The 26,268-nt window shown below is 65.0% G+C and carries 26 protein-coding genes; 12 read left to right on the top strand and 14 right to left on the bottom strand.

Features of this window, described 5'->3' with window-relative positions; translation table 11 throughout:
- Positions 1 to 2: 2 nt before the first annotated feature.
- The 7 genes from ACOZJV_RS07820 to ACOZJV_RS07790 all read right to left on the bottom strand — a co-directional run bounded on the left by ACOZJV_RS07820 (position 3) and on the right by ACOZJV_RS07790 (position 6,610).
- Positions 3 to 449 carry a RidA family protein gene (locus ACOZJV_RS07820; RefSeq protein WP_078473656.1) on the bottom strand — a complete coding sequence of 149 codons (447 nt, stop codon included), beginning with the start codon at positions 447 to 449 and terminating at the stop codon, positions 3 to 5.
- Positions 446 to 1,237: a 2-keto-4-pentenoate hydratase gene (locus ACOZJV_RS07815; RefSeq protein WP_078473655.1), complete on the bottom strand. Its 792-nt coding sequence runs from the start codon at positions 1,235 to 1,237 to the stop codon at positions 446 to 448. The genes ACOZJV_RS07820 and ACOZJV_RS07815 overlap by 4 nt, the downstream gene beginning before the upstream one ends.
- Positions 1,234 to 2,271, bottom strand: a complete 1,038-nt coding sequence (dmpG, locus tag ACOZJV_RS07810; protein ID WP_421547271.1) for a 4-hydroxy-2-oxovalerate aldolase — start codon at positions 2,269 to 2,271, stop codon at positions 1,234 to 1,236. Before dmpG ends, ACOZJV_RS07815 begins: the two co-directional genes overlap by 4 nt.
- An 11-nt stretch (positions 2,272 to 2,282) precedes the next feature.
- Positions 2,283 to 3,224, bottom strand: coding sequence for an acetaldehyde dehydrogenase (acetylating) (locus ACOZJV_RS07805; protein WP_421547270.1), 942 nt, complete (start codon positions 3,222 to 3,224; stop codon positions 2,283 to 2,285).
- 14 nt (positions 3,225 to 3,238) lie between these two features.
- On the bottom strand, positions 3,239 to 4,051 hold the full coding sequence (locus ACOZJV_RS07800) for a 2-keto-4-pentenoate hydratase (RefSeq protein WP_421547269.1): 813 nt from the start codon (positions 4,049 to 4,051) through the stop codon (positions 3,239 to 3,241).
- Between the two features lie 14 nt (positions 4,052 to 4,065).
- Complete coding sequence (locus ACOZJV_RS07795; RefSeq protein WP_421547268.1) at positions 4,066 to 5,532, bottom strand: 2-hydroxymuconic semialdehyde dehydrogenase; 1,467 nt, start codon at positions 5,530 to 5,532, stop codon at positions 4,066 to 4,068.
- Positions 5,533 to 5,635: 103 nt separating this feature from the next.
- The gene (locus ACOZJV_RS07790; protein ID WP_078473650.1) at positions 5,636 to 6,610 is read right to left on the bottom strand and encodes a LysR substrate-binding domain-containing protein; all 975 of its coding nucleotides are present in this window, start codon (positions 6,608 to 6,610) and stop codon (positions 5,636 to 5,638) included.
- 272 nt (positions 6,611 to 6,882) lie between these two features.
- Between ACOZJV_RS07790 and ACOZJV_RS07785 the strand changes: the two genes are divergently transcribed.
- Positions 6,883 to 7,245, top strand: a complete 363-nt coding sequence (locus ACOZJV_RS07785; protein WP_078473649.1) for a DUF4440 domain-containing protein — start codon at positions 6,883 to 6,885, stop codon at positions 7,243 to 7,245.
- Positions 7,246 to 7,248: 3 nt separating this feature from the next.
- Here ACOZJV_RS07785 and ACOZJV_RS07780 read toward each other — a convergent pair whose 3' ends face one another.
- Positions 7,249 to 7,923, bottom strand: a complete 675-nt coding sequence (locus ACOZJV_RS07780) for a histidine phosphatase family protein (protein ID WP_078473648.1) — start codon at positions 7,921 to 7,923, stop codon at positions 7,249 to 7,251.
- Positions 7,924 to 8,236: 313 nt separating this feature from the next.
- Here ACOZJV_RS07780 and ACOZJV_RS07775 point away from each other — a divergent pair, with 313 nt between their 5' ends.
- Positions 8,237 to 8,941 (top strand): glutathione binding-like protein, encoded by a 705-nt coding sequence (locus ACOZJV_RS07775; RefSeq protein WP_078473647.1) that lies wholly within the window; start codon positions 8,237 to 8,239, stop codon positions 8,939 to 8,941.
- A 114-nt stretch (positions 8,942 to 9,055) separates the two neighbouring features.
- Positions 9,056 to 9,898, top strand: coding sequence for a PhzF family phenazine biosynthesis protein (locus ACOZJV_RS07770; RefSeq protein WP_421547267.1), 843 nt, complete (start codon positions 9,056 to 9,058; stop codon positions 9,896 to 9,898).
- A gap of 39 nt (positions 9,899 to 9,937) precedes the next feature.
- On the opposite strand, the gene ACOZJV_RS07765 is transcribed toward ACOZJV_RS07770, so the two are convergent.
- Complete coding sequence (locus tag ACOZJV_RS07765; RefSeq protein ID WP_078473645.1) at positions 9,938 to 10,558, bottom strand: LysE family translocator; 621 nt, start codon at positions 10,556 to 10,558, stop codon at positions 9,938 to 9,940.
- A 175-nt stretch (positions 10,559 to 10,733) separates the two neighbouring features.
- Here ACOZJV_RS07765 and hemB point away from each other — a divergent pair, with 175 nt between their 5' ends.
- Positions 10,734 to 11,708: a porphobilinogen synthase gene (hemB, locus tag ACOZJV_RS07760; RefSeq protein ID WP_020297054.1), complete on the top strand. Its 975-nt coding sequence runs from the start codon at positions 10,734 to 10,736 to the stop codon at positions 11,706 to 11,708.
- Positions 11,709 to 11,714: 6 nt separating this feature from the next.
- Here hemB and ACOZJV_RS07755 read toward each other — a convergent pair whose 3' ends face one another.
- Together ACOZJV_RS07755 and ACOZJV_RS07750 are read right to left on the bottom strand one after the other, a co-directional pair.
- The gene (locus ACOZJV_RS07755) at positions 11,715 to 12,629 is read right to left on the bottom strand and encodes a LysR family transcriptional regulator (protein WP_421547266.1); all 915 of its coding nucleotides are present in this window, start codon (positions 12,627 to 12,629) and stop codon (positions 11,715 to 11,717) included.
- Positions 12,630 to 12,704: 75 nt separating this feature from the next.
- A complete protein-coding gene (locus tag ACOZJV_RS07750; RefSeq protein WP_421547265.1) occupies positions 12,705 to 14,102 on the bottom strand; it encodes an FAD-binding oxidoreductase in 1,398 nt (465 codons plus the stop codon).
- 209 nt (positions 14,103 to 14,311) lie between these two features.
- On the opposite strand from ACOZJV_RS07750, the gene ACOZJV_RS07745 reads away from it, so the two are divergent.
- The 6 genes from ACOZJV_RS07745 to ACOZJV_RS07720 all read left to right on the top strand — a co-directional run bounded on the left by ACOZJV_RS07745 (position 14,312) and on the right by ACOZJV_RS07720 (position 20,926).
- Complete coding sequence (locus ACOZJV_RS07745) at positions 14,312 to 15,166, top strand: SDR family NAD(P)-dependent oxidoreductase (RefSeq protein ID WP_421547264.1); 855 nt, start codon at positions 14,312 to 14,314, stop codon at positions 15,164 to 15,166.
- Positions 15,159 to 16,043: an SMP-30/gluconolactonase/LRE family protein gene (locus tag ACOZJV_RS07740; protein WP_421547263.1), complete on the top strand. Its 885-nt coding sequence runs from the start codon at positions 15,159 to 15,161 to the stop codon at positions 16,041 to 16,043. The genes ACOZJV_RS07745 and ACOZJV_RS07740 overlap by 8 nt, the downstream gene beginning before the upstream one ends.
- A gap of 280 nt (positions 16,044 to 16,323) precedes the next feature.
- Positions 16,324 to 16,707, top strand: a complete 384-nt coding sequence (locus ACOZJV_RS07735; RefSeq protein ID WP_078473640.1) for a c-type cytochrome — start codon at positions 16,324 to 16,326, stop codon at positions 16,705 to 16,707.
- 150 nt (positions 16,708 to 16,857) lie between these two features.
- Entirely contained in the window at positions 16,858 to 17,379 is a 522-nt protein-coding gene (locus ACOZJV_RS07730; RefSeq protein ID WP_078473639.1) for a sigma-70 family RNA polymerase sigma factor, read from the top strand.
- The gene (locus ACOZJV_RS07725; RefSeq protein WP_421547262.1) at positions 17,376 to 18,338 is read left to right on the top strand and encodes a FecR domain-containing protein; all 963 of its coding nucleotides are present in this window, start codon (positions 17,376 to 17,378) and stop codon (positions 18,336 to 18,338) included. Before ACOZJV_RS07730 ends, ACOZJV_RS07725 begins: the two co-directional genes overlap by 4 nt.
- Before the next feature lie 101 nt (positions 18,339 to 18,439).
- Positions 18,440 to 20,926, top strand: a complete 2,487-nt coding sequence (locus ACOZJV_RS07720; RefSeq protein ID WP_421547261.1) for a TonB-dependent siderophore receptor — start codon at positions 18,440 to 18,442, stop codon at positions 20,924 to 20,926.
- On the opposite strand, the gene ACOZJV_RS07715 is transcribed toward ACOZJV_RS07720, so the two are convergent.
- The 3 genes from ACOZJV_RS07715 to ACOZJV_RS07705 form a co-directional block, all read right to left on the bottom strand.
- Entirely contained in the window at positions 20,923 to 22,467 is a 1,545-nt protein-coding gene (locus ACOZJV_RS07715; RefSeq protein WP_421547260.1) for an FAD-dependent oxidoreductase, read from the bottom strand. The two genes, ACOZJV_RS07720 and ACOZJV_RS07715, sit on opposite strands and share 4 nt — an antisense overlap.
- Before the next feature lie 59 nt (positions 22,468 to 22,526).
- The gene (locus ACOZJV_RS07710; protein ID WP_421547259.1) at positions 22,527 to 23,141 is read right to left on the bottom strand and encodes a LysE family translocator; all 615 of its coding nucleotides are present in this window, start codon (positions 23,139 to 23,141) and stop codon (positions 22,527 to 22,529) included.
- An 88-nt stretch (positions 23,142 to 23,229) separates the two neighbouring features.
- Positions 23,230 to 23,697: a hypothetical protein gene (locus ACOZJV_RS07705; protein WP_421547258.1), complete on the bottom strand. Its 468-nt coding sequence runs from the start codon at positions 23,695 to 23,697 to the stop codon at positions 23,230 to 23,232.
- 193 nt (positions 23,698 to 23,890) lie between these two features.
- Here ACOZJV_RS07705 and ACOZJV_RS07700 point away from each other — a divergent pair, with 193 nt between their 5' ends.
- Both ACOZJV_RS07700 and ACOZJV_RS07695 read left to right on the top strand, forming a co-directional pair.
- Positions 23,891 to 24,982 (top strand): DUF1615 domain-containing protein, encoded by a 1,092-nt coding sequence (locus tag ACOZJV_RS07700; RefSeq protein ID WP_078473634.1) that lies wholly within the window; start codon positions 23,891 to 23,893, stop codon positions 24,980 to 24,982.
- 315 nt (positions 24,983 to 25,297) lie between these two features.
- A complete protein-coding gene (locus tag ACOZJV_RS07695) occupies positions 25,298 to 25,840 on the top strand; it encodes an ATP phosphoribosyltransferase regulatory subunit (protein ID WP_201132151.1) in 543 nt (180 codons plus the stop codon).
- The last annotated feature ends 428 nt before the right edge of the window (positions 25,841 to 26,268 follow it).

Raw genomic sequence — 26,268 nt, 5'->3', positions numbered from 1 at the left:
TTTTATTGTTGTTCTGGGGCGCCACCGCGATCGAGCGGGGCGTAGGCCACGGCCTTGATTTCGATCCGCAGGTGCGGGTGCGGCAATTGATGCACGGCCACGGTGGTGCGGGTCGGGCCGCTTTCATCGAAGTACTCGGCGTAGACCTGGTTGTAGCCGCCGAAGTCGTTCATATCGACCAGGTAGCTGCACAGTTCCACCAGGTCCTGCAGGCCGGCATTTTCGCTGGCGAGGATATCGCGAATGTTCTCGATGACGGCGCGGGTCTGGGCGCGAATGTCCAGGCAGGTGGTGCCCATGGCGTCGACTTCGACCCCGTCGAAACTGTTGTCCGGGCGCCGCGAGCTGGTGCCCGAGACATACAGAAAATCCCCTGCGCGCCGGATATGGGGAAAGCGCCCCCGGGGCGTGGCCTTGCCGGCCACCACGGTCGAGCGGCTGGCGGTCATGGCGCGACTCCCGGGCGGGTGCCGCTGCAGGTGAAGCCACATTCGCCGTAGCCGGCGATCTCCACCGCGACGTGGCTCCCGGGCACCAGGGCAACCGCAGCGGTGGCGGCACCGGCCATGATCAGGCTGCCGGCCGGCAGGGCGATTTCGGCCTTGGCCAACAGCTGCGAGGCCTGCACCAGGCTGCGCAGCGGATGGCCGAGAATCGCCGCGCTGGAGCCGCATTCCACCAGGCGTCCGTCGACACGCAACAGCACCCCGGCATTGGCCAGGCCGCTGAAATCCCGGGACCAGGCGCCCACCACCAGCCCGGCCGATGAACAGTTATCCGCCACCACGTCCTCCAGGCTGAACTTGAAGGCCTGGTAGCGCGAGTCGATGATCTCGATCGCCGGGGCCACCGCTTCCAGGTAGTCGGCGGCCTCGAGCTGGGTCAGTGGGCCGTCGATGGCGCGTTTGGTGAGAAAGCACAGCTCGGGTTCGGCCCGGGGGTGGATGTAGCGCGACAGGTCCACCAGGCCGCCGTCCTCTTCGAGCATGGCGTCGGTCAGCCAGCCCCAGATCAGGCTGTCGACCCCCATCTGGATCATCTTCGCGCGGCTGGTAAACCCCAGCTTCACGCCGATCATGCGTTCGCCATCGGCGTAGCGGTGCTGCATCGAGGCGCGCTGGATCCGGTAGGCCTGTTCCAGGCTGAACGGGGTGACGCTGCTGAATTGCACCAGGGCTTCGGCGCGGCGCGCGGCCTGGTCGAGGGCGTGGGCGATACGGGCGGTATCCGGGGTCATGGGCGCTGCTCCTGAGGGTGGGCGAGAAGGTCGAGGGCGACGTCGACGATCATGTCTTCCTGGCCGCCGACCATGCGCCGGCGGCCCAGCTCGACCAGGATGTCGACGGTTTTCAGGCCGTACCGGGCGGCGGCCACTTCGGCGTGGCGCAGGAAGCTCGAATAGACCCCGGCATAGCCCAGGGCCAGGGTTTCGCGGTCGACCCGCACCGGGCGATCCTGCAGGGGCCGCACCAGGTCGTCGGCGGCATCCATCAAGGCATAGAGGTCGGTGCCGTGGTCCCAGCCGAGCTTGTCGGCGGCGGCGATAAACACTTCCAGCGGTGCGTTGCCGGCGCCGGCGCCCATGCCGGCAAGGCTGGCGTCGATGCGGTTGCAGCCTTCTTCCACGGCGACCATGGAGTTGGCCACCCCCAGGCCGAGGTTGTGGTGGGCGTGCATGCCGGTCGCGGTCTTGGGCTTGAGCACGGCCTTGAAGGCACGGAAGCGCTCGCGAATGTCCTGCATGTTCATCGCGCCGCCGGAGTCGACCACGTAGATGCAGGTGGCGCCGTAGCTTTCCATCAGCAGCGCCTGCCGGGCCAGTTCGGCTGGCGCGAGCATGTGGCTCATCATCAGGAAACCCACGGTGTCCATGCCCAGTTCCCGGGCGGCCTCGATGTGCTGGCGCGACACGTCGGCTTCGGTGCAATGGGTGGCGACCCGCACGATGCGGGCACCGGCGTTGTAGGCGGCCTTGAGGTCATGCACGGTGCCGATCCCGGGCAGCAGCAGGGTGGCGATCCGGGCATGGCGCACCACGTCGGCAGCGGCTTCGATCCACTCCAGGTCGCTGTGGGCGCCGAACCCGTAGTTGAAGCTGGAGCCTTGCAGGCCGTCGCCGTGGGCCACTTCGATGCTGTCGACCCGGGCGGCATCCAGGGCCCGGGCGATGCGCTGCACCTGGTCCAGGGAGTATTGATGGCGCACGGCGTGCATGCCGTCGCGCAGGGTCACGTCGCTGATGTACAGCGGGGTGTTGGGGATTGCAGTCATGGCGCGGTTCCTCAGCGGCAGTGGCTCATGGACTGGGCCATGCGTTCGGCGGTGGCCAACGCGGCGCAGGTCATGATGTCGAGGTTGCCGGCGTAGGCAGGCAGGTAGTGGGCGGCGCCTTCGACTTCAAGAAAGATCGAGGTCTTGAGGCCACTGAAGCGTCCGATCCCGGGCAGGTACAACGGCGCGTCGGCGCTGATCGGGTCGAACTGCACCTGCTGCTTGAGGCGATAGCCGGGCACATAGACCTGGACCGCCGCGGCCATCTCTTCGATCGAGGCGGCGACCCGCTGCGGATCGGCGGCGGCCGACAGCACGTACACCGTGTCGCGCATCATCAGCGGCGGCTCGGCCGGGTTCATGACGATGATCGCCTTGCCCCTGGCTGCGCCGCCGATGACTTCGATGGCCTTGGCCGTGGTTTCGGTGAACTCGTCGATATTGGCCCGGGTCCCGGGACCGGCGGATTTGCTGGCGATCGAGGCGACGATTTCCGCGTAATGCACGGTCGCTACCCGTGACACCGCAGCGACCATGGGAATGGTCGCCTGGCCGCCGCAGGTGATCAGGTTGACGTTGAGCTGGTCGAGGTTGTGTTCCAGGTTGACCACCGGCACGCAATACGGGCCGATGGCCGCCGGGGTCAGGTCGATCAGGCGGATGCCTGGCCGGGCCTGGCGCAGCAGGGCGTCGTTGCGCACGTGGGCGGTGGCCGAGGTGGCGTCGAGCACGATCTGGATCTCGGCGAACTGCGGCATCCGCAGCAGGCCTTCGACCCCTTCATGGGTGGTGGCCACGCCCAGCCGGCGCGCGCGTTCAAGGCCGTCGGAGGCGGGGTCGATGCCGACCATCACGCTGATCTCCAGGTGCCGGGCCTGGCGCAGAATCTTCAGCATCAGGTCGCTGCCGATATTGCCCGAGCCGATGATGGCGGCTTTTATTTTCGGTTGCATGTGCCAGTCCTTGTTCAGTGCGCGGCGGCGAAGGCGGCGGTGACGCTGCCCAGGCCCTGGATATGCGCGGTAAAGCTGTCGCCGGGCCGGGCCACGACCATCGGCCCCAGGGCTCCAGTGAGCAGCACGTCGCCGGCACGCAGGGGCTGGCCGAGGCGCACCTGGGTGTCGGCCAGCCACAGGGCGGCGTTCAGCGGGTTGTCCATGCAGGCCGCGCCGGCGCCGACCGAGACCGGCTCGCCGCGCAGGGTCATGTGCATGCCGCAGCGCACCAGGTCCAGGGTCGCCAGTGGCACCGGGCGGCTGCCGAGCACGAACAGGCCGGAGGAGGCGTTGTCGGCGATGGTGTCGAGCAGGCGGATGTCCCAGTTGGCGATGCGGCTGCCGACGATTTCGATGGCCGGCAGGGCAAAGGCGGTGGCGCGGATCAGGTCGGCCACGGTGTGCCGCTCATGGGTCAGGTCGTGCTCCAGGACCAGGGCGATTTCCGCCTCGACCTTGGGTTGCAGGGTGTCGGTCCAGGCGATGGGCTGGCCATCGCCCCGGGCCATGTCGGCGAACAGCTGGCCGAAGTCCGGTTGCTCCACCCCCAGCTGTTGCTGCACGACGCGCGAGGTGAGGCCGATCTTGTGCCCCACCGGGCGCCGTCCGGCCGCGATCGCTCGTTGGTTATTATGGCGTTGCACGGCATAGGCCAGGTCGATGGCGGCCTGTTGCGGCAGGTCGGCCTGGGCGCTGGCGATCAGCTCGCGCAGCGGGGCGCAGGGCTGGCCGGTGAGCTGGGCCTGGTGCAGGCGCTCGGCGGCTTGAAGAAGTGCTGCATGCATGGGGAAGCTCCCGCTCAAGGGTTGACGCAAATGGTGGTGATCGCGGAGTAGAAATCCAGGGAATGGTGGCCGCCTTCGCGACCCAGGCCCGACAGCCGCGCACCGCCGAACGGGGTGCGCAGGTCGCGCAGGAACCAGGTATTGACCCACACCATGCCCACGTGAAAACGCCGCGACACCTGGTGCGCGCGCTTCAGGTCGCGGGTCCACAGGGCAGTGGCCAGGCCGTAGGCGCAATCGTTGACCCGGCGCACCACTTCGTCCTCGCTGTCGAACGGGGCGATATGGCACACAGGGCCGAACACCTCTTCGCGCATGCAGCGCGCGTCGTCGCCGAGCCCGGTCCAGATGGTCGGCTGCACGTAGGCGCCATTGTCCCGGGCGTCGCCAAAGTGCGGCACGCCGCCCCCGGCGACCTGGGTCGCGCCTTCATCCCGGGCCAGCTGGAAATAGCCGAGGACCTTGTCCCGATGCTTGTGGGAGATCAGCGAGCCCATGTTGACCCCGTCTTCATCCGGGTAGCCGATCTTCAGTGCTTCGGCCCCGGCCGCCATGGCCGCGACAAACCGCTCGTAGATCGGCCGTTCGACGTACACCCGTTCCGAGCACAGGCAGACCTGGCCCGAGTTGCTGAAGCTTGAGCGCAAGACCCCGGCCACGGCGGCGTCGAAATCGCAGTCGGCAAACACCACCGCTGCGTTCTTGCCCCCCAGTTCGAAGGACACTTCACGCACCCCTTCGGCGGCGGCTTTCATGATGGTCGAACCGGTGCGGGTCTCGCCGGTGAAGGTAATGGCGTCGACGTCCGGGTTGCGGGTCAGGAACTCGCCCGTGGACTGCGGGCCGAAGCCGTGCACCAGGTTGAATACGCCGCTGGGCAGGCCGGCATCGCGCATGACCTCGGCCAGCAGGGTGGCGCTGGAGGGCGAGTCTTCCGACGGCTTGACCACCACCGAGTTGCCGCAGGCCAGGGCCGGGGCGACTTTCCAGGTCAGCAGCAACAGCGGCAGGTTCCACGGCGAGATGATCGCCACCACACCATGGGGTTTGCGCACGGTGTAGCTGAACACCTCGTTGCCATCGGCGGCGCGCATCTCGAAGTACTCGCCGCCGGACTGGCGCAGCAGCTCGGCGAAGGTGCGGAAGTTGTGCACGGCGCGGGCGATGTCCAGGGTTCGCGCCTGATGCACCGGGCGCCCGGTGTCGGCGACTTCGGCGGCCACGAACTCTTCGAAACGCTGCTCGATGCCCTGGGCGATGCGCAGCAGCATGTCGGCGCGCTGGCTGCTGCTGTAAGCGGCCCAGGGGCCTGCCTGGGCAGCGCGGGCGGCGGCCACGGCCTGGTCGACCTGATGGGCGTCGGCCTCGCAGACCTGACTCAGCTGGCGGCCGTCGATGGGCGAGATGTTGGCAAAGGTCTTGGCGCTGGCGACAAATTCGCCGGCGATGAAATGGCGCAACAGGGGCAGGGCAGTGGACACGCGAACCTCCGGAACTTGGGTTTCGGAGCGAGTGTAGGCAGGCCAAGTATTAGTTAATAATCAAATACTCCGGGTTGTCTATTAGTGATTGGAATATATGGATTCAGGTCTCGAGGCTGGCCTGCTGTGGGTCCGATTCTTCGCGGGCGGCCAGGTACAGGCATTCGCGGAACAGGCGCGCGGCCGGGCCCAGGTTGCGGGCATTGGAGAAGAAACAGCCGATATCGCCGAACTGCATCGGAGCCCCCAGATCGAAGGCCTTGAGCATGCCGGCCGCGACAAACTGCAGGGTCGCCTCGTAGGGCATCAGGGCCACGGTGCGCTGGTCCTGCATCAGGCTGAGGTTGGTCAGGATCGACAGCGACTCTGCAACATTGTCCGGTGTCGACAGCCCGGCGGCGGCGAACATCTGGTCGGACGTGCGGCGCAGCAGCGAGTCGCGGGTCGGCAGCACCCAGGGGTAGGCGTGCAGGTCGTGCAGGCTGATGGCGCCCTTGCCATGCAGCGGGTGCGCGGCCCCAGCGACCACACTCAACTCTTCGCCATACAGCACCTCGACGTCCAGGCTCGGCGACTGGTTGCGCCAGCTCCAGTCGTCCGGAACCCGGCCCACCACCAGGTCCACTTCGCCCACCGCGAGCGCCGGGAACAACTGGTCCATCTGCCCTACGCGCAACGACACCAGGACCCCTGGCGCCCGTTGCTTGAGCAGGCGAATGGCCTTGGGCAGCAGCGAGGTTGAGGCGGAAATCAGCGTGCCGACCATGACCTGGCCCGCGGTGCCTTCCTGAAAGGCGTTGACCTCGTCGGTCAGCGAGCGCAGTTCGGCCAGCAGCGACTTGGCCCGCAGTACCACCAGTTCGCCGAGCTCGGTGGCCGTGACCCCGCGGTTGCTGCGTACCAGCAGCGGTGCGTCGAAATAGGATTCCAGCTCGTGGATGATCTTGGTCACCGCCGGCTGGGTCAGGTTCAGCGCCTGGGCCGCGCGTACCAGCGAGCCGCTTTGCAGCACCTGGTCGAACACCAGCAGTTGGTAGAATTTGAGCTTGCGGGCAATGGAGATGGTGGTGAATTTCATGCAGGGCCTCGGTTCGTTCGCTGGGGTCGCCGCGTGGCGCCGGGCAAGACTAACCAAAGCCGCGGGCTTTTGCTCCTTTGGCACGGCGTACCGTGCTGGCCGGGCTGTCAGCGGCGCGGTAAGAGGCTGGACAGGGGGGGCGCCACCGGTTAATGATCGGGCGCCGTTTATTTCAGCCTACGGGCTGCAACACGCCTGAGTGCGTGATGCCGCGGCATCGATGACGTGGCCAGGAGGCCTGGCCTGTCGATTATCCAAGGAGGAGAACCCCCATGAGTCTGCATCAACAATTGCTCGATCTGGAAAACCGCCTGCTGCAGGCCGAGGTCCGCGCCGACCGCGAAAAGTTGCGGGCACTGTTGGCCGAGGACTTTTTTGAATTCGGCGCCAGCGGTGGCACCTGGCACCGTTCCGAAGTGCTGCAACGCCTGCCGGGGGATGAGTTCGTCGAGCGCAGCATCAGTGATTTTTCGGTCAAGCGTCTGTCGGACGTGCTGGTGCTGGCGACCTATCGCTGTCGTCGCGCCGAGACCGCCGGGCAGCCGGCACTCGATTCCCGCCGCAGTTCGATCTGGCGCTTTGACCAGGGGCGCTGGCAGATGATCTTCCATCAGGGCACCCAGGTCCCGGCCTAGGGATCAGCTCGGGCAACTTTCCTGGCCGTTGTCCAGGCCTTGCTTGTAGTTGCGGCTGAGCAGGGTGGCCTTGCCGTTGTGCCAGGTCAGGGTCAGCACATACAGGGTGTCGAAATCGTTGGAAGCCCAATCGTCGGTGATGGTGCGCTTATCGCCGACGGCTTCCTGGGCCACCTTGTTGATCAGTTCCGGCAGGTAACCGTGGGACCAGGCGGTGTAGATAATCGAGTTGTGGTAGCGGTCTTCGAGCAGCTCATCGGCCAGGGCACTGGTGTCGTTGGCCGAAAACTCGATGTTCACCGGCAGGCCGAGCTTGATCGCGCTGGGGCTGATGGTCATAAGCGGACGGATGTAGCTGTAGGAATTATCGAACTCGCCTTCTTCGACATTGCGCGTCGGGTTGGCGGCGAACACGTAGTCGGCCTTGCCGAATTTTTCGGGCAGCAGCGAGGCCAGGTCGATGGCGCGGTTCAGGCCCTGGCAATTGAGCTGGCCGAGACCGCCGGCGGGTTTCTCCGCGTGGCGCAGGAACACCAGGGTCTGGGTACCGTCGGCCGGCTGGGCGCGGCTCTCGCCGGATTCCAGCGACAGCAGCAGGCCGCTGACGAGCAACAGGGCCGGGAGCACGATGTAACCGCGATGTTTAAGGCGTTTGGCGAGGTTCAGCAGCTTGGTCATTGAATAGGTGTTCTTCAGCGCATTCGATTGAGGCTGACAAACCTTTGCACGGCACCCTGGCGGTGGCCTGTGGTTTTCCCTGTCATAAGCGATGCATCCACCCGAAGGTAGTTGTCTGAGTCCCTGCACGGCTTTTGGTTCGATCCTGGCAGGCTGATGGCACTGTATGCGCCTTGGCCCCAGGGTGTGAGCGAGCTTAACCACAGGATGTTGCCGATTTAAGAATGCGTCTCGCCGCGTGACGCTTATAATCGATCCGCCGCCGCTCTAGCGCCTGCGGCACAGCCCCCCTGACCGTCACTGGAAACCTGTCATGACTGATCTCTCAGCCTTTCCCATCACCCAGAAGTGGCCCGCGCAGTTTGCTGACTGGATACAGCTGTACTCCTTGCCCACGCCCAACGGGGTCAAGGTCTCGATCATGCTCGAGGAAATCGGCCTGCCCTACGAGCCGCACCGCGTCGGTTTCGACACCAACGATCAGTTGTCCGCGGAGTTCCTGTCGTTGAACCCCAACAACAAGATCCCGGCGATTCTCGACCCCCACGGCCCGGGCGACCAGCCGCTGGCCTTGTTCGAATCGGGGGCGATCCTGATTTACCTGGCCGATAAGAGCGGGCAATTGCTGGCCCAGGAATCCGCCGCGCGCTACGAGACGATCCAGTGGCTGATGTGGCAGATGGGCGGCATCGGCCCGATGTTCGGCCAGCTTGGCTTCTTCAATAAATTTGCCGGCAAGGACTACGAGGACAAGCGTCCGCGCGACCGTTACGTGGCTGAATCCAAGCGCCTGCTGGGCGTGCTCGAAGGGCGCCTGACCGGCCGTGACTGGATCATGGGCGAGCGCTACACCATCGCCGATATCGCGGTCTTCCCCTGGGTGCGCAACCTGATCGGCTTCTATGAGGCTGGCGATCTGGTGGGTTTCAAGGACTTCCCCAACGTGCAACGGGTGCTGGACCGCTTCCTGGCCCGGCCCGCCGTGATCCGCGGGCTGGAAATCCCCAAGCCGGTGTAAACCTGTAGCCGCTGCCGAAGGCTCGGGCCAGCGCCCGAACGCGGTCCGAGCCTGGCGGCTACAGCGCTATCCGATAACCCTTCTTCAGCGTGCTAATTCAACCCGGGACCGGCAATGAGCCAATTCGATTTCAGGCAAGTGGATGTGTTCAGTACCCAACCGCTCAAGGGCAATCCGCTGGCGGTGGTGCTGGGGGCCGATGAGTTGAGTGATGAGCGCATGGCGGCCTTCGCCTGCTGGACCAACCTCAGCGAAACCACCTTTGTGCTCAAGCCCCGGGACCCGCGGGCCGACTATAGGCTGCGGATTTTCACCACCCTGGAAGAGTTGCCCTTCGCCGGTCATCCGACCCTGGGCAGTTGCCATGCCTGGTTGCAAGCCGGTGGCGTGCCCCAGGGCGAGGAGGTGATTCAGGAGTGCGAGGTCGGCCTGGTGCGCATTCGGCGCCAGGGCGCGGACCTGGCTTTTCTCGCGCCGCCACTGTTGCGCTCGGGTGCGGTCGAGCCCGAGTTGCTGGAGCAGGCGCGGCGTGGCCTGGGGTTGGCGCCGGGGGCGATTGTCGAGGCGCAATGGGTCGATAACGGCGCCGGCTGGATGGCGCTGATGCTCGCCGAACGCCAGCAAGTGCTGGAGTTGCAACCCGATTACCCGCAGCTGCAAGGCCTGGCCGTAGGCGTTATCGCCCCATGCGACCCGCAACGCGACGATACCGATGCGCAGTTTGAAGTGCGGGCCTTTATCGCCGGGGACGGCATGCCCGAAGACCCGGCCACCGGCAGCCTCAATGCCGGAATCGCCCAATGGCTGCTGGGTGCGGGCCTGGCGCCGTCGAGCTACGTGGTGAGCCAGGGCCTGAGCATGGGCCGGGCGGGCAGGATTCACGTGCAGCAGCGGGGCGAGGAAATCTGGATCGGTGGCGCGGTCGTGACCTGCATCCAGGGCCGCCTCGACCTGTGAGCCAACACCCGGCCCCCGGCGCACCGGGGGCCAGGGTCATCAGCGGTTGTTGGTCGCCAGCTTGATGCCAAAACCGATCAGCGCCAGGCCGGCAACCCGGGTCGCGATGCGCCGCGCCATGGGCAGGGCCTTGAGGCGGATCGCCGCGGCGTTGCCCAGGAGCACCAGGCCGACCTGATACACCAGGCTGATGGCGGTGATGTGCAGCATCATCACCAGCAGGGTCATGCTGGAGCCGTCCGGACGAATGAACAGCGGGAAAAACGCCACGAAAAACAGAATCACTTTCGGGTTGGTCATGGCCACGGCCAGCCCGGTGCGGAAATAGACCCAGCCCGAGGTTTTGGGCTCGAGCCCCGAGTCTTCCGCCTTAATCGGGGTGCGCAGCAACTGCACGCCCATCCAGCACAGGTAGGCCGCGCCGAACCATTGCAGGCCCTGGAACAACATTGGGTTGGCCTGCATCAGCGCGGCCAGCCCGGCGACGGCGGCGACCATATAGATGATGTCCCCGAGCAGGGTGCCCATCGCCGCGCCGATCCCCGCGTTGACGCCATTGCGCGCCGTGGCATTGAGAATGGTCAGGGTGCCGGCGCCAGGAATCATCTGGAAAATCACGATGGCGGCAATAAAACTGCCGTAGTTCTGGATATCGAACATCGGAGTGACTCCTGTCACGGGGGGGAGGCCAATACTAGTCAACAATTCCATTGTTACGAAAGCGGAAAAATACTCTTGGCAAAGCGGTGTTTGTGCCCTTGGCATTCAAGGCATAAGCTTTGCCCCTTTTTAGACTTTGGTCCTGTTTACACTTGGCCTGCCGTTAGGAAATCCCATGTCCAGCCAGTTCCCCGAAGCCCGTCCACGTCGCCTGCGTCGCACCGAGCAAATGCGCAGCCTGTTCCAGGAAACCGAGTTCACCCTCAACGACCTGGTGCTGCCGATTTTCGTCGAGGAAGAAATCGACGACTTCGTGCCGATCAAGAGCATGCCGGGGGTGATGCGCATCCCCGAGTCCAAGCTGGCGGGCGAAATTGAGCGCTACGCCCGGGCCGGGATCAAGTCGGTGATGACCTTTGGCGTGTCCCACCACCTGGACAGCACCGGCAGCGACACCTGGAATGACAACGGCCTGGTGTCGCGCATGTCGCGTATCGCCAAGGACGCCGTGCCGGAAATGATCGTGATGTCCGACACCTGCTTCTGCGAATACACCGACCACGGCCATTGCGGCGTGGTGCACGGCCATGAAGTGGACAATGACCAGACCCTGATTAACCTGGGCAAGCAGGCCGTGGCCGCGGCCCGTGCCGGCGCCGACGTGATCGCGCCGTCGGCGGCCATGGACGGTCAGGTCCAGGCCATTCGCCGGGCCCTGGATCAGGCCGGCTTCAGCCACGTTGCGATCATGGCCTACTCGACCAAGTTCGCCTCGGCGCTCTACGGCCCGTTCCGTGAAGCCGGCGGCAGCGCGCTCAAGGGTGACCGCAAGAGCTACCAGATGAACCCGATGAATCGCCGCGAAGCGGTGCGCGAGTCGTTGCTCGACGAGCAGGAAGGTGCTGATTCGCTGATGGTCAAGCCGGCGGGGGCCTACCTCGACATCATTCGCGATATCCGCGAAGTGTCGCGCCTGCCGCTGACCGCGTATCAGGTCAGTGGCGAGTACGCGATGATCAAATTCGGCGCCCTGGCCGGTGCCATCGACGAGCAGCGGGTGGTGCGTGAAAGCCTGGGTTCGATCAAGCGTGCCGGCGCCGACCTGATTTTCACCTACTTCGCCATGGACCTGGCCCGCGACGGGATCTGACCCGGATCAGGCCGCAACCGGCGGCAGGTGCTGCTCCAGCAGCGCCTGCAGGTTCTCCAGCGGGATCGATGCCGGCAGCCGGTTCCAGTTCATGTACAGGCCGATGCCCGGGTTCGGCGAATGGCTGACCGGGGCCAGCGGGCGCAACACCAGCTCATCCCTGAGGCCGCTGGCGGCGAACGATTGCGGCACCAGGGCCACACCGAAACCGCAGGCCACCAGGCCCAGCAGGGTCTGGATCTGCGCCGCCTCCTGCACGATGCGCGGGTAGAAACCGGCGCTTTCGCACAAGGCAATCAACTGTGCGTGGTACCCGCTGCCCAGCACTTGCGGGGTAAACACAAAATCCTCGGTGGCACAGTCCTGCAACTGCACCTCGCTGTGCGTGGCCAGCGCGTGATCGCGGGGCAGGGCCAGCAGCACGGGTTCATCGAGAATCAGCCGTGACGCCAGATGACCGCCCGGCAGCGGCAACTGGCGCATAAAGGCGATGTCGCTGTCGCCGGTCAGCAGCGCCTTGGCCTGCTCGGCGGACGGCATCTCGCGGATGATCAACTGCACCTGCGGGTAGGCCTGGCGAAAGGCCTTGAGGCTGTGCAGCAAAAACGGGTAGCCGGCGATGGAAATGGCGGTGACCGTCAAGCTGCCGGCCATGCCCTTGGCCACTTTGCGTGCCTGTTCGACGCCGTGCTCCAGGGTCTGGAGGGTGGCGTGGGCGGTGTCGAGAAAGTCCGCGCCGGCCACGGTCAGCCGCACTTCGCGCTTGTCCCGGGTGAACAGGCTGAAGCCGAGTTTGTCTTCCAGGCGGTTGATTGCCTGGCTCAGGGGCGGCTGGGCCATGTGCAGGCGGATCGCCGCGCGGTGAAAATTCAGCTCCTGGGCCACGGCGATAAACTGCCTGAGCAGGCGGGTTTCGATCATTCGAGGGGTTCTCCGGGCAAGCGGCGAAGGGGCGGCAATCCATAGCATGAACGGGCAGTGTGCGTGGGCCCGGGTTTAACCTCCGACCCCATACGCATCCCACAATTTATTGCGAAATTTATTCCCTGGATCGACCCGAGCCTTGAGCGCAAAAAACTCGGGCGCCCGTGGATAGGCCGCGCGAAACTGCGCCGGCGTGGCGTGGATCTGGTAGGGCAGGTAATAGCTGCCGCCACGCTCGATCGCGCTGTCCACCAGGGCCCGGGTCCATTCCCGCACGTCATCCCGCGCTGCCGGCGCGGTGCTCTGCTGGTAATACAGCACGAGCGCGAAGACGTCGGTCTTGGCCCAGGCCAGCAGGGTGCCGGGATCTGCCTTGGCGTGGCGGATCGACAGGTTGATCACGTTAACCTGGTGCGCGCGCAGGGTGGCGCCCATCTCCTGGATAAAGCTCTCCAGTTGCGCCGGGGGCACGAAATATTCCTGCAGCACGTACGTGCGCTTGGCCCGGGAGTCGGGTTCCAGTTCGCGCACGTCGAGGCTAGCTTCGTGGTTGCGCCAGCTCACTTGTGGCTTCTTCAACACCAGCGGGTCGATCACATCCTGGCGCAGGGTCTTGCCCATGGGCCACTGGCTCACGACCTTCAAGGCTTTCTGTTCTTTCCAGTAGTTGCGGTCCAGGGGTGTCAGGCGTTCGGCGACGGTGAGCGGCAGCTCGGTCTGGCGGTAGGACACGGCGCGCAGGGTCTGATACTGGTCGGGGTAGAGCACGGCGTTGTGCAGGATAACCTTGGGATCGTGCTCGATCTGTTTGACGAAAAAGGGCCGGTAGTCGCTCAGGGGCATTTCTTCGACGCTGCGCAACAGGCGCACGTTGTCGCTCAGGCGCAGGGTGGCTTCGACTATCACCCCCAGGCCGCCGTAGCCGCCGATGGCGCCGTAGAACAGATCGGCGTTGTGCTGCGGGCTGGCCTCGACCACCTGACCGTTGGCCAGCACCAGCTTGATGGCCTTGACCGAGGTCACCAGCGGGCCATAACCGACGTAACGCCCGTGGGCGTTGACGCTCAGGGCGCCGCCAACGGTGAAGTTGGCGTAGCTCTGCATGATGCTGACGGACAGGTCATGGGGGTCGATAACGTCTTGCAGGGCCCGCCAGGTGATCCCCGGCTGGACCGTGATCTCCTTGCGCTCTTTGGAAAAATCCAGCACCCGGTTGAAACCGCGCATATCGATCTGCAACGCATGCTCGGTGGCGGTCTGGCCGCCCATGCTGTAGCGCCCGCCACCGATGGCGATGGGCCCGGGGTGGGTGGCCACCAGTTGCGCGATCTGCTCCAGGGTCGTGGGCCGGGCCACCTGGTCGACCACGATGGGGTTGAGCTGAGTGATGTCGTTGACGGTTTCTGCCGCGTGGGCATTCAGGGCGGTGCCGAGCGCACAGCAGAAAAACAGGCCGATCGCGAATCTCATTCGCCGTGTCCATCCTTGGTGGAGCGCCACCGATTCGGGCGCGAGTGGCGGCAGAATAACTTTCTCGCCCGGTCCTGACCATGGGCCCCTGCCATCGGGTCGCCGCGCGGCGTTGTGGCTGATACCTGGAACGTCTCAAAAGCGCCTGTATTAAGTATTAAACCCTTGATTTCATTGTTGTTAGGCTGGAAAAAAAGGAGGACTCCAGCATGAATTTCAAAGGTAGGACCGCCATCGTTACTGGCGCTGGCCGCGGCTTGGGCCTGGTGTATGCACGGGCGCTGGCCGAACGGGGCGCCCAGGTGCTGATCAATGATCCGGGCACTGATCGCAGCGGAGTCGGCAGCGATGCCGACGTGGTCCAGGAGGCCGCACGCAGCCTGCAAGCCGACGGTTTGTCGGTACTGGGCGACAGCAGCAGCCTGGCCGAGGAGGCGAGTTGCCAGCAGTTGATCGCGCGTGCCCTGGACGCCTTTGGCGGCCTGGACATTCTGATTCACAACGCCGGCTGGGTCGGTTACCAGCCCATCGAAAGCGTGGACACCGGGTTTATCGAGCGGGCCGTGGCGGTGAATATCCAGGCGCCGATCTGGCTCTGCAAGCATGCCTGGCCGCACCTGCGGCAATCGCCGGCGCCACGGGTGGTGCTGACCACTTCTGACCGGGCCATGTACCAGCGTTACGCCCAGGCCGGACTGGTGGCCTATGCCGCCGGCAAGATGGCGCAACTGGGGATCATGAACGCGTTGAGCATGGAGGGCGCCGCGCACGGGATTTTGGTCAACGCCGTGTCGCCGGTGGCCAAGACCCGCATGTGGGGTATCTCCGGCCAGCCGCCGGACCTCACGCCCGAAGCGGTGGCGCCGGGTGTCATCTACCTGGCCAGCGCCGATTGCCACGACAGCGGCTATATCCTGCGGGCCAGCAACGGCCAGTTCAGCGCCACCCGCTTCGAGGAAAATCCTGGCGTCGACTACCCGCTGGACCTGGCCCGGGTGCACGCCGCCAGCGCCGCCGACGTCGCCCGGTTGTGGGCCAGCATCAAGGAGACACGGCATGCCTGAGCCTTTGAGGGTGCGCCGGGTGGCCAAGGCCCAGGCCGACCTTGGCGAAAGCCCGGTCTGGGATGAGCAGCGGCAGATTCTGTACTTTGTCGATATCTCCGGCGGTCGCATCCATCGCCTGGATGCCGGGGGCACACTCGCCACCCTGTACCGCAGTGCGGCACGGATTGGCGCCCTGGCCCTGACCGACAGTGGAAACCTGATCTTCACCGAAGACACTGCCGTGGCGATTCTCGATAGCCGGAGCCTGGCACCTGTTCAGCGCTCGGCGGCGTTGGCCGGGCCGGCCTCCTGGCGCTTCAACGACGGCGCCTGCGACCCGCAGGGGCGATTTGTCACAGGGCTGATGGACGAGGGCCACAGCCCGGACAGCGGCAAACTGCTGCGCTACGACCGTCAGCTCGGCGCCAGCCTGCTGCACCAGCCCCTGGGCCTGCCCAATGGGCTGGTCTGGTCCGAAGACGGCCGGCAGCTGTTTTTTGTCGATTCGGTGGCGCGGCGAATCTACCAGGCGCCTTACGCGGCGGGCGAGGGCGGGCTGGGGCCGGTCTCGGTCTTTGCCGAAACCCCGGCGCACCTGGGCCGCCCCGACGGCCTGGCCATCGACCGCGAAGGCGGGATCTGGGTCTGCCAGTTCAACGGCGGCTGTCTGTTGCACTACGACCGTCACGGCGAATTGACCCGGGAGCTGGCGATGCCAGTGCCACGTCCCACCAGTTGCTGTTTCGGCGGGCCGGACCTGCGCACCCTGTTTATCACCAGTGCCCGCTTCGCCATGAGCGCCGAGGAACTGGCGCGCTACCCCGAGTCCGGCGACCTGTTCGCCATCGACCACTTGGTGCCCGGGTGCCCACGGCACCGTTTCCGGCAGGGCTGAGGCATTGGCGGCAAACCCGGGCTGATCCCTGAGGGCTCACAAGTCCCTCAGGGCGCTCCTTGCAAGCCAGTACGCGCCAAAGGAGAATGGCGCGCTTCTAATCACCGTGATTAGTGTTTGTTCAACTAAATCAACGTATTGAAGTCAGGTTTGTGGGGCGCGGCCCATTGCCAATCAGCCCTCTCGGTTTGAGCGTCATCGAGAACATCGAGGGTTGCAGTGGCGCTGTCGGGGTAGCCCTGGAGTCAGAGCTGATTGACACCATAAGGACATGTGGCACATGAAAATAAGAAGATTGTTCATCGCTTCGCTAGGGGTGTTATCGCTGCTTCAAACATCACTTTCCGTCGCGGATATTGCCAATGGCAAGACGCTCTATCTGCAGAGATGCGCCATGTGCCACGGAGCCGATATCAAGGCCACAGGGCCACTGGCCAATAAAAGCAATCCTCCTACACCCGACCTCACGACGTCCGCGTTCAAGAAGCGTCTGAATGATTATCCGGGGGTTATCGTGTCGTCGGTAATCCTTCGCCCCAACGGCAACCTGATTCCAAAGACCTTGCAAGAGAACGGTGTAAAGCTGGCGCCGTTCTCGTGGAAAGTTCAGGATTTTCGCGATTTGAATCAATACATGACGGGTGTGATTGCAAAAAGTCGATAGAGGGCCCGCGTCACGGTCCACCTCCCTTACCGAGATCGGTCGATCGGTCATGAGCCCATCGCGATTGAACAAACCCGGTTGATGGCTATTGCCAAGCCCTGAGTGCTACATGACAATGCGATTCATTATCAAACGTGAATTTTCTGTGTCATGCCCGCCGACGACTTGTCCCTTCGCAGCGCCGTCAACACCCTCTACTCCGAGCACCAGAGCTGGTTGCACGGCTGGTTGCGCCAGCGCCTGGGCAATGCCTGCGATGCCGCGGACCTGGTCCAGGACACGTTCGTACGGGTGATCACGGCGCGCAATGCCATGGAAATCCGCGAGCCGCGGCCCTATCTGTCGCGGGTCGCCAAGGGCCTGCTGATCGACCTGTTTCGCCGCCGCTCCCTGGAGCAGTCCTACCTGGAGGCCCTGGCCAACGTGCCCGAGGCCGAGTACCCATCGCCGGAAGAGCAGGCGATCCTGTTGCAGGCGCTGCTGGACATCGACCGCATGCTCGAAGGCCTGGGCAGCAAGGTGCGCCAGGCGTTCATCCTGTCGCAGTTCGACGGCTTGACCTACCCGCAGATTGCCGAACGCCTGGGGATCTCCGAGCGTTCGGTGAACAACTACATGGCCAAGGCCATGGAGCATTGCTGCCTGATGCAGATCCGGATGCAGTGCCCATGAGCCTGTCCGGCCCGCAACTATCAGCTGCCGAACTGCAAGCCATCAGCGCCGCTGCGCGCTGGTATGCGCGGCTCAGGTCCGGCAGCCAGACCGAGCAGGAACAACAGGCCTGGCACCAGTGGCTGGCTGCCGACCTGCTGCACCGCGAGGCGTGGACGCGCGTGCAGCAGGTCGGCGAGCAGATGGCCGCCGTGCCGGGGCGCCTGGCCGCGCCGACCCTGCGCGGTGCCAGCCATTCGCGGCGCGAGGTCCTGCGCGGGCTGGTGCTGGTGGCTGCGGCCGGTTCCCTGGGCGCCCTCGGCTGGCGCAGCGAAACCGCGCAGAACCTGCTGGCCGACTACCGCACCGAGGTCGGCGAACGCCGCGAAGTGCGCCTGGCGGACGGCAGTTCGCTGCTGCTCAACACCGACACGTCGGTCAATGTGCGTTTCGATGGCCAGCAGCGGGTGCTGGAATTGCTCTGGGGCGAGATTCTGGTCAACAGCGTGGTCGATCCCTTGCAGCGACCGTTGCGGGTCGACACCCGCTACGGCCAGGTTCTGGCCTCGGGCGCGCGGTTCCTGGTGCGCTCGTCGGCCGAGGGGGACCAGGTGGCAGCCATGGACCAGGCACTGCAGGTCAGCCCGAGCGGTGCCGGTGCGCCCCTGCGCCTGGACGCCGGCCGGCACCTGCAGTTGAACGCTCGGGGCCTGGGCACGGTGGCGCTCAATGACGTCACCCTGGGCGCCTGGCGCCAGGGCAGCATCATTGCCATCAATCGGCCGTTGGGCGAGTTGCTGGCCGACCTGTCGCGTTACCGGCGCGGTGTCGTGCGCTGCGACTCGCGCATCGCCGACCTGAAAATCTCCGGGGCCTTTCCCATCGATAACACCGACCTGGCGCTGGCGGCGTTGCAGAGCGGTTTCTCCCTCACGATCAATCGCTACACGCCTTACTGGGTCACGGTTTCCGGGGCCTGAGCAGTTTTTTTGAAAAATTCTCATTAGCCTTTGCAGTTTTTTTGCCCCTGGTTCGGCTTATCCCCCAGTGGATTCATTTTTGTCATTGGGGAAGGGAAAGCATGTCTGAAGTTCACAAGCCGAAGCCGGCGGGGCTGTCGATTGCGGTGAAGGCAGGGTTGTGGGGAGTGGTTGCGTTGTACTCGGCGCTCACGCTGCCGCTGGCCATGGCCGAAAGCCCCGTCCAGCAGGGCGCGGTGCGCAGTTTCGATATCGCCGCGGGCAACTTGACCGAGGTCCTGAGCCGTTTTGCCAGTGCCGCCGGGGCGGCGATTTCCTTCGATGCGCAGCAGACCGAAGGGCGGCGTTCGGCAGGGCTCAAGGGTGATTACGGGGTCGACGAAGGCTTTGCCCGGATCCTCTCCGGCAGCGGCCTGCAGGCCGAACCGCAGAGCAACGGCAGCTACGTGCTGCGCGCCGCGCCCAATGCCGGCTCGGCCCTCGAGTTGGGGGTGACCAGCGTCCAGGCCCAGGCGCTGAACGCCACCACCGAAGGCTCGGGCTCCTACACCACCGGCGCGGTGACCATCAGCAAGGGTGCCCATTCGCTGAAGGAAACCCCGCAGTCGGTGACGGTCATCACGCGCAAGATGATGGATGACCAGCACCTCGACACCATCGATCAGGTGATGGAAAAGACCCCCGGCATCACTCTCTACGACTCGCCCATGGGCGGCAGATACTTCTACTCCCGGGGCTTTCGCATGACCGGCCAGTACCAGTTCGACGGCGTGCCGCTGGACATGGGCAGCAGCTACGTGCAGGCCGACAGCTTCAACAGCGACATGGCTTTTTATGACCGGGTCGAAGTGTTGCGCGGCGCCGCCGGGATGCTCAAGGGCGCGGGCGGCACCGCAGGTTCGGTGAACTTTGTGCGCAAGCGCGGCCAGGCCACCCCCCACACCGAGCTGACGATGTCGGCCGGCTCCTGGGACAACTACCGGGGCCAGGTCGATACGGGCGGCCCGTTGAATGAATCCGGCACCATTCGTGGCCGGGCCGTGGTGGCCCAGCAGAGCCGGCAGTATTTCTACGACAATGCCGAGCGCCGCGATCAGGTGTACTACGGCGCCCTGGACTTCGACCTCAGCCCCGACACTACCCTGGGCCTGGGCCTGGCGTATGAAGATGTGGATTCCACCCCATGCTGGGGCGGCCTGCCACGCTACAGCGACGGCAGCGACCTGAAGCTCAGCCGTTCCACCTGCCTCAACACCGCCTGGAACAACTCGCGCAGCAAGAAAATCACCTACTTCGGCGATCTCAAGCACCAGTTCGATGACAACTGGGCGCTCAAGGTGGCCGGGGTCTACAGCAAGAACACCCAGGACATCGCGTACGCCTTCCCGAGTGGCGCGGTGCCGGTGGGCAGCACCAGCAGCAACACCCTGATGCTGGGCAGCATCTATGACTACGATCAGGTCGACTACGGCTTCGATGCCTACGTCGATGGCAAATTCCAGGCCTTTGGCCAGGAGCACGAACTGATTGTCGGGACCAATGCCAGTCGTTCGCGCAAGGACGATTTCTACGCGGTGGCGGCATTGCCCCAGCGCCAGAATGTGTTCAACCCGGATAAACACATCCCCGAGCCCGACGACAGCTACTACGACACCCACTCCACGCGGGGCGGCCCGGTGGATATCCATATCCAGCAATACGGCGCTTATTCGACCTTGCGCCTGAAGCTGGCCGACCCGCTGACCCTGGTGGTCGGCAGTCGCGTCAGCTGGTACAGCTCGGAGAATGACTCCCTCAGTTACTGGATGGACACGCGCACGCCCATCAACGCCAAGTCCAAGGAAACCGGCCAGGTCACGCCCTTTGCTGCGGTGCTGTATGACCTCAACGACAACCTGACCGCCTACGCCAGCTACTCGGATATCTTCACGCCTCAGGGCAGCTACCGCAGCTTCGACGGTTCATCGCTCAAGCCGCTGATTGGCAAGAACTACGAACTGGGGATCAAGGGCGAGTGGTTCGACGGGCGCCTGAACAGCGCGTTCAACCTGTTCCGCACCCTGCAGGAAGATGCGGTGCAGGACGACCCGGCGTGCCCGGACAGCAGCTGCTCGATGAACTCGGGCAAGGTCCGGGCCCAGGGCTTTGAGGCTGAAGTCAGCGGTGAAGTGATCGAACGCCTGCAACTGCTGGCCGGCTACACCTACACCCAGACCAAGACCCTGGAAGACGCCGATACCAGCAAGAACGGTTCGGCGGGCAACTCCTATGTGCCGCGCCACCTGCTGCGGGTGTGGGGCGACTATGCCCTGGACGGGGCGCTGGACAAGTTCTCCATTGGCGCCGGGGTCAATGCGCAAAGCGACAACTACCGCACCTCGCCGACCAGCAGCAGGCATATCACCCAGGCCGGTTATGCGATCTGGAACGGGCGCATCGGTTACCGCATCGATGACACCTGGTCCCTGGCCCTGAACGGCAACAACCTGTTCGACAAGCGCTACTACCGGACCGTCGGCACCGAAGGCTTCGGCAACTTCTACGGCGATCCGCGCAACTTCATGTTGTCGGTCAAGGCCAGCTTCTAGGGCTTGGGTACGCCGTTGCTCCAGGGCGTGAGGTCGCGTTCGGCAAAGTAACGCTCCAGCACCTTGGGGTCCGCCGAACGTTCGGCCAGCGCCACGTAGGTGTCCGGGCGCAACAGGTAAAAGCCGTTGCGCGCCAGGCCCGCCGTGGCGTGGGCCGGGTGCCAGGGAAACTGCTGCACGGGCAGTTGATGGGCCCTGCACCAGGCCTGCAACTCATCGCTGGTGTCGCCATACACATGCACTTGCCAGCCAATCAGCGCCAGGCTGGCGAAGTTGTCGCTGTCGGCGTCATGGGCCCAGGGCAGGCGATCACCGCCATGCACATGGCCGCTGCTGCCGACGCTCAGGGGCATGCCCCGGTAGTTGAGGGTGATCTGCGACACGGTGCGAAACAGCAGCTCGCGGGCCGACTCCAGCGCCGCGACCCGGGGGATCAGCAGCGGCGCCAGGCGCGTGCGCAGCAGGTTGGCAATCGGCCCGTCGGCGGTGGCGAAGCTGAACACCCGGTCGGTGGTCGCCACCAGGCGCCGGGCAAACTCGATGCGTTCGATTTCATAGGTGTCCAGCAGGCTTTGCGTGGCCTTGCCGGTCAACACCGCGGCGAGTTTCCAGGCCAGGTTGATGGCGTCTCCGATCCCAGTGTTCATGCCCTGGCCCCCGGCCGGGCTGTGCACATGGGCCGCGTCGCCGAGCAGAAACACCCGGCCGCGACGAAATTGTTCGGCCACCCGGTGGTGCACCCGATAAGCGGAAAACCAGTTGACCTGCGCCACCTCGACCTTGAGGTGGTGCAGGGCGCGCTGGCTGACGTCTTCGAACTTCAGGGCCTGCGGGTGCTGCGCACGGGCGTCGCGTACGGTGCCGATCAGCCGGGCGTGGCCCGGGTCGGCCAGGGGGAACACAGCGAGAAAGTCCGCTTCGTCGAGGTCGATATGCAGCTGGCCATCCAGCGCCGGGCCGCTGGCTTCGACGTCGGCCACGTAGAACACTTGTTCATAGGTGCCGCCGGGGAAGCCCGTGCCCAGGGTCTTGCGCACCGTGGAGTGGGCGCCGTCGCAGCCAGCCAGGTAATAGGCCTGGCAGGTTTCCTCGACGCCATCGGCACCGCGCAGGCGGGCGCTGAGCAGGTGGCCGTGGTCGTCAAAGGCCAGCAATTGGGTGTTGCGTTCCACGCTGACGCCCAGGTTTGCCAGGCGCTCGATCAGCAGCTGTTCGTGCAGATCCTGGGGGAAAATTTCCAGGAAGGGGTAGGGTGTCAGGTCGGCGCCGATGGCCCCCAGCGGCAGCTGGGCAGTGGGTTCGCCACGGACCCAGAGATTGACCGCCGGCACCTGATGGCCCTGGTCGAGGATGGTCTGGGTCAGGTCGAGCTGGCGGTACAGCTCCAGGGTCCGGGCCTGTACCGCCAGCGCCCGGGACGTGGTGCCGGGGCCGCTGGTCTGGTCGAGGATCCGCACCTTGATTCCCTGCCGGGCGAGCCACAGCGCCAGTACCAGGCCGGTGGGGCCGGCGCCAATGATCAGTACGTCGCTGCGGTTCATGGCCTTGTCCTCGGTCAGGGATCAATGCATGCCGGTGGTGCGGCCCCGGGCCGCGGGTTTCAGCGCTGGCTGAACGCCAGGTTCAGCCCCAGCCCGGCAAAGCTGGCGGCAAAGCTGCGGCGCAGCCAGTTCTGCACCTTGGGCGACTCGATCACTGCCGTGCGGAACAGGTTGGCCAGCACGCCGTAGAGCACGAACACGGCAAAGGTCATGGCCATGAACACGCCGCTCAAGGTCAGCATCTGCATGGCCGGGGCGGCGCCATCGTGGCTGATGAACTGCGGCAGGAAGGCCAGGAAGAAAATCGTCAGCTTGGGGTTGAGAATATTCAGCAGGCAGGCCTTGAGGATCAGGCCACCGGCGCTGCTGGCGGGCATCGAGCTGTCGACGGCAAAGGCCGAGCGATCACGCCAGGTGGCATAAGCCAGGTACAGCAGGTAGGCGACGCCGGCGAACTTCAGGCCCTGAAAGGCCAGGGCGCTGGTGTGCAGGATGGCCGAAAGGCCGAGCACCGAGGCCAGCAGATGCGGGACGATCCCGGCGGTACAGCCCAGGGCGGTGTACAGGCTGGCGCGCTTGCCGGCCACCAGGGCGGTGGAGATGGTCAGGATCACGCCACTGCCGGGGATCAGCACCACAATCAGCGAGGTGATGAAAAAATCCAGGGTCAACATTGCACACTACTCCATGTCGGAAAGGTCGAGCGGGGTGGGCAAAACCTACACAGTGCGCGACCTACACACAATAGTCCGCCACGGGGTTTTACGCGGTGCTGGTCCAATAAAAATGCAGGTACTCGTGGCTGTATTCGGCAAACAGCGACACCAGCAGGTCGGTGTCCAGCGAATACATCAGCAACGCGCCCTGGAAGGTTTGGTCGCTGATCAGGGGCAGCGGCGGCGGTTGGATCAGTTCGGCGCAACAGTCGGCAATCTGCTTGAGCAGGGCCGGTTCGGACAACGGTTCAAAGGCGGCATCGGCCAGGTAGGGCGCAAAATAGCGCTCGCGCTGGGGCGTGAAATCCATGCTCTCGGCGGCCAGCCAGAACCCCAGGCCATTGTCGGCGGCGGCCTTGGGCGCGCGGGTGATGCGCAGGGTCTGCTCGCTGTCCGGCACCTGGAACGCGTATTGCGGGTAGGTGCTGTAATGCAGGCCACGATAGCCCGCCACGAACCTGGGGTTGGCCAGGGAGGTCCGGGCCAGTTGCTGGAAATCTTCGCGGGTAAACATGGGGCTGGGGTCCGCCGGGAGTGAGGAATCTGCGAGGCGAGTGTCGCAGGGGCGGGGGCCACTATAATCGCAAATGGGCCAGGGCGACCGAGGTTGCGCGCCGCCTTCGGGCGCTGCTGGCGAACCACCGGGCGCGCGGGCAGTCGATATCCTTGCCTGCCTGTTTCTCGGGCACTGCCTGGTTAGGAGCCTTATGCACGTTTATCGTCCCCTTGCGCTGCTCGGCGCGCTGCTGGTCCTGGCCGGTTGCGCCGGCTCGGGCACCGCGCCCCAGGTGGTGCCCTTGTCTCCCGCCCAGGTCCAGGCCCGGGTCGAGCGCCTGCTGCCGGCACAGACCGCCGACCGTGCCGGCTGGGCCCGGGATATCCAGGTGGCGTTCACCGCCCAGGGCATTGAGCCCAGCACGCAGAACCTGTGTGCGGTGCTGGCGGTCACCGAGCAGGAGTCCACCTTCCAGGTCGACCCTGCGGTGCCGGGGCTGGGCAAGATCGCCCGCCAGGAGATCGACCGCCGGGCGGCCACCGTGCATGTGCCGGCGCTGCTGGTGAGTGCCGCGCTGCAAGTGCGCTCACCCACTGGCAAGAGCTACAGCGAGCGCCTGGCCAGTGCCCGCACCGAGAAGCAGTTGAGCGCGATCTTCGACGACTTCATCGGCATGGTGCCCATGGGCAAAACCCTGTTTGGCACCTTCAACCCGGTGCACACCGGCGGGCCGATGCAGGTCAGCATCGCCTTTGCCGAGAAGCAGGCGCGGGACTACCCCTATACGGTCGACGGTTCGATTCGCCAGGAGGTCTTCAGCCGGCGTGGCGGGATGTACTTCGGCATTGCCCACCTGCTGGGGTACCCGGCCAACTACCCGCAGCCGCTGTACCGCTTTGCCGACTTCAACGCCGGCTGGTACGCCAGCCGCAACGCCGCCTTCCAGAATGCCGTGAGCCGGGCGTCGGGCATTGCCCTGGCCCTGGACGGCGACCTGATCCGCTATGACTCGATCATGCCCGGCACCACCGAACTGGCGGTGCGCGCCCTGGGTAAACAGCTGGACATGCGCAACCCGAGCATTCGCGATCAGCTGGAGCAGGGCGACAGCCTGGACTTTGAAAAGACCCGGCTCTACCAGCGCGTATTTGCCCTGGCCGACCAGGCCGCCGGCAAGCCAGTGCCGCGCCAACTGCTGCCGGGGATCGAGCTCAAGAGCCCGAAAATCACCCGCAAACTGACCACCGCCTGGTTCGCCAAGCGGGTCGATGAACGCTATCAGCGCTGCCTGAAGCGGGGTTGAGAAGCGCTTGTCAGTACCCCGTGCGCCGTGCAAGGATGCGCGATGATTTTTTCTGACCTGAATTCCCGCATCCATCATCACGGACCTCATTCCCGGGGGCCGTGGTCGCTTATGCGCATCGAACCGTCAGTGGCTGCAACGACTCACTGACCAACGATGAAAAAACCAAGGCGCCCACAAGGCGCCTTTTTTATTGCCTGGCAAACAGCCAGAACGAGGAAATACCAATGACGATGCTCCGTGGAACCCGAATGATCACCGGCCAACAAGCCGCCGCCCTGCGCACCCTGGAAGGACGCTTCCGGAGCTGGCTTCATCGAAGCGGGTGCTGAAGAAGTCATAGTTCCGGCGCTCTGGGGCCAGGACACCTTTATCGAGAAAGCCGGTGGCAGCGAAGTGATCGGCCAGATGTGGGCCTTCAACGACAAGGCCGGGCGGCCGTGCTGCCTGATTCCGGAAGCCACGGCGCTGTTCCAGGAAACCGCTGGCACCTTGCTGGCGGGGCGTGAAGAGGCGGCGTTTTTCTATGTGGCGCGTTGTTATCGCTATGAGCGGCCGCAGGCGGGTCGTTATCGCGAGTTCACCCAGTTGGGGCTGGAGATTCTGGGGCCGGATCCGCAGCGTGCGTTGCAGCGCAGCCGGGAGTTGTGTGTGGGGTTTCTTGATGGGTTGGGTCTGGAGTATCAGCTTGAGTTGGGGGTCAAGCGGGGGTTGACCTATTACCTGGGTGGGGAGGGGTTTGAGGTGCGATGTCCGCGGTTGGGGGCGCAGCAGCAGGTGGTGGGGGCGGGGGCTTATCGGGAGGGGGCGGGGTTTGGGATTGGGTTGGAGCGGTTGGCTTTGGCGTTGCAGGGGTGAGCTTTTTGGCTGGTGGTGCGGGGGGATTTGGTGCGGGAGCTGATTCGTTGCTCTGGCAAGGGCGTTTTTTTGAGGTGAGGGAGCTGGCTGTGGTGAGGGCGCTGGCTGTGGTGAAGGAGCTTGCTGTGGCGAGGGAGCTTGCTCCCGCTGGGTCGCGCAGCGGCCCCAAGACCTGGCACCTCGGGTTTATGGGGGGGCATATCCATTGTTGCGGTCACGGCTACTTATGGTTCCGCTCTTACAGCGGCTCACTTTTGAACAGCCGGAATGCCGGCCCAGTCAAAAGTAAGCAAAACGCTCTTGCCCCACCACTCGGTGCCTCGCTTAGGCTCGGCATGCCCTCGCTCCGGCAGTGAGCCGTGGGCCCCCCCCCGCAGGGCCACAGTTGGCCCCCCGCGGAAACACGCCGGCAGCGCCGGGGTGCCCCC

It is taken from the genome of Pseudomonas sp. QD4 (assembly GCF_049199125.1).
In the GTDB taxonomy this organism is placed as follows: domain Bacteria; phylum Pseudomonadota; class Gammaproteobacteria; order Pseudomonadales; family Pseudomonadaceae; genus Aquipseudomonas.
The sequence above is the reverse complement of the archived record's forward strand: the minus strand, read 5'-3'. Positions and strand labels throughout refer to the sequence as shown.

Bases quoted from the DNA above. Each gene is read 5' to 3' on its own strand.
- ACOZJV_RS07735 (WP_078473640.1), top strand. From the start codon at position 16,324: ATGAAAATAAGAAGATTGTTCATCGCTTCGCTAGGGGTGTTATCGCTG.
- ACOZJV_RS07765 (WP_078473645.1), bottom strand. From the start codon at position 10,558: ATGTTCGATATCCAGAACTACGGCAGTTTTATTGCCGCCATCGTGATT.
- ACOZJV_RS07775 (WP_078473647.1), top strand. From the start codon at position 8,237: ATGACTGATCTCTCAGCCTTTCCCATCACCCAGAAGTGGCCCGCGCAG.
- ACOZJV_RS07740 (WP_421547263.1), top strand. From the start codon at position 15,159: ATGCCTGAGCCTTTGAGGGTGCGCCGGGTGGCCAAGGCCCAGGCCGAC.
- ACOZJV_RS07785 (WP_078473649.1), top strand. From the start codon at position 6,883: ATGAGTCTGCATCAACAATTGCTCGATCTGGAAAACCGCCTGCTGCAG.
- ACOZJV_RS07700 (WP_078473634.1), top strand. From the start codon at position 23,891: ATGCACGTTTATCGTCCCCTTGCGCTGCTCGGCGCGCTGCTGGTCCTG.
- ACOZJV_RS07790 (WP_078473650.1), bottom strand. From the start codon at position 6,610: ATGAAATTCACCACCATCTCCATTGCCCGCAAGCTCAAATTCTACCAA.
- ACOZJV_RS07705 (WP_421547258.1), bottom strand. From the start codon at position 23,697: ATGTTTACCCGCGAAGATTTCCAGCAACTGGCCCGGACCTCCCTGGCC.
- ACOZJV_RS07730 (WP_078473639.1), top strand. From the start codon at position 16,858: ATGCCCGCCGACGACTTGTCCCTTCGCAGCGCCGTCAACACCCTCTAC.
- ACOZJV_RS07725 (WP_421547262.1), top strand. From the start codon at position 17,376: ATGAGCCTGTCCGGCCCGCAACTATCAGCTGCCGAACTGCAAGCCATC.
- ACOZJV_RS07805 (WP_421547270.1), bottom strand. From the start codon at position 3,224: ATGCAACCGAAAATAAAAGCCGCCATCATCGGCTCGGGCAATATCGGC.
- ACOZJV_RS07755 (WP_421547266.1), bottom strand. From the start codon at position 12,629: ATGATCGAAACCCGCCTGCTCAGGCAGTTTATCGCCGTGGCCCAGGAG.
- ACOZJV_RS07710 (WP_421547259.1), bottom strand. From the start codon at position 23,141: ATGTTGACCCTGGATTTTTTCATCACCTCGCTGATTGTGGTGCTGATC.
- ACOZJV_RS07720 (WP_421547261.1), top strand. From the start codon at position 18,440: ATGTCTGAAGTTCACAAGCCGAAGCCGGCGGGGCTGTCGATTGCGGTG.
- ACOZJV_RS07815 (WP_078473655.1), bottom strand. From the start codon at position 1,237: ATGACCCCGGATACCGCCCGTATCGCCCACGCCCTCGACCAGGCCGCG.
- ACOZJV_RS07745 (WP_421547264.1), top strand. From the start codon at position 14,312: ATGAATTTCAAAGGTAGGACCGCCATCGTTACTGGCGCTGGCCGCGGC.
- ACOZJV_RS07820 (WP_078473656.1), bottom strand. From the start codon at position 449: ATGACCGCCAGCCGCTCGACCGTGGTGGCCGGCAAGGCCACGCCCCGG.
- ACOZJV_RS07780 (WP_078473648.1), bottom strand. From the start codon at position 7,923: ATGACCAAGCTGCTGAACCTCGCCAAACGCCTTAAACATCGCGGTTAC.
- ACOZJV_RS07800 (WP_421547269.1), bottom strand. From the start codon at position 4,051: ATGCATGCAGCACTTCTTCAAGCCGCCGAGCGCCTGCACCAGGCCCAG.
- hemB (WP_020297054.1), top strand. From the start codon at position 10,734: ATGTCCAGCCAGTTCCCCGAAGCCCGTCCACGTCGCCTGCGTCGCACC.
- ACOZJV_RS07770 (WP_421547267.1), top strand. From the start codon at position 9,056: ATGAGCCAATTCGATTTCAGGCAAGTGGATGTGTTCAGTACCCAACCG.
- ACOZJV_RS07715 (WP_421547260.1), bottom strand. From the start codon at position 22,467: ATGAACCGCAGCGACGTACTGATCATTGGCGCCGGCCCCACCGGCCTG.
- ACOZJV_RS07750 (WP_421547265.1), bottom strand. From the start codon at position 14,102: ATGAGATTCGCGATCGGCCTGTTTTTCTGCTGTGCGCTCGGCACCGCC.
- dmpG (WP_421547271.1), bottom strand. From the start codon at position 2,271: ATGACTGCAATCCCCAACACCCCGCTGTACATCAGCGACGTGACCCTG.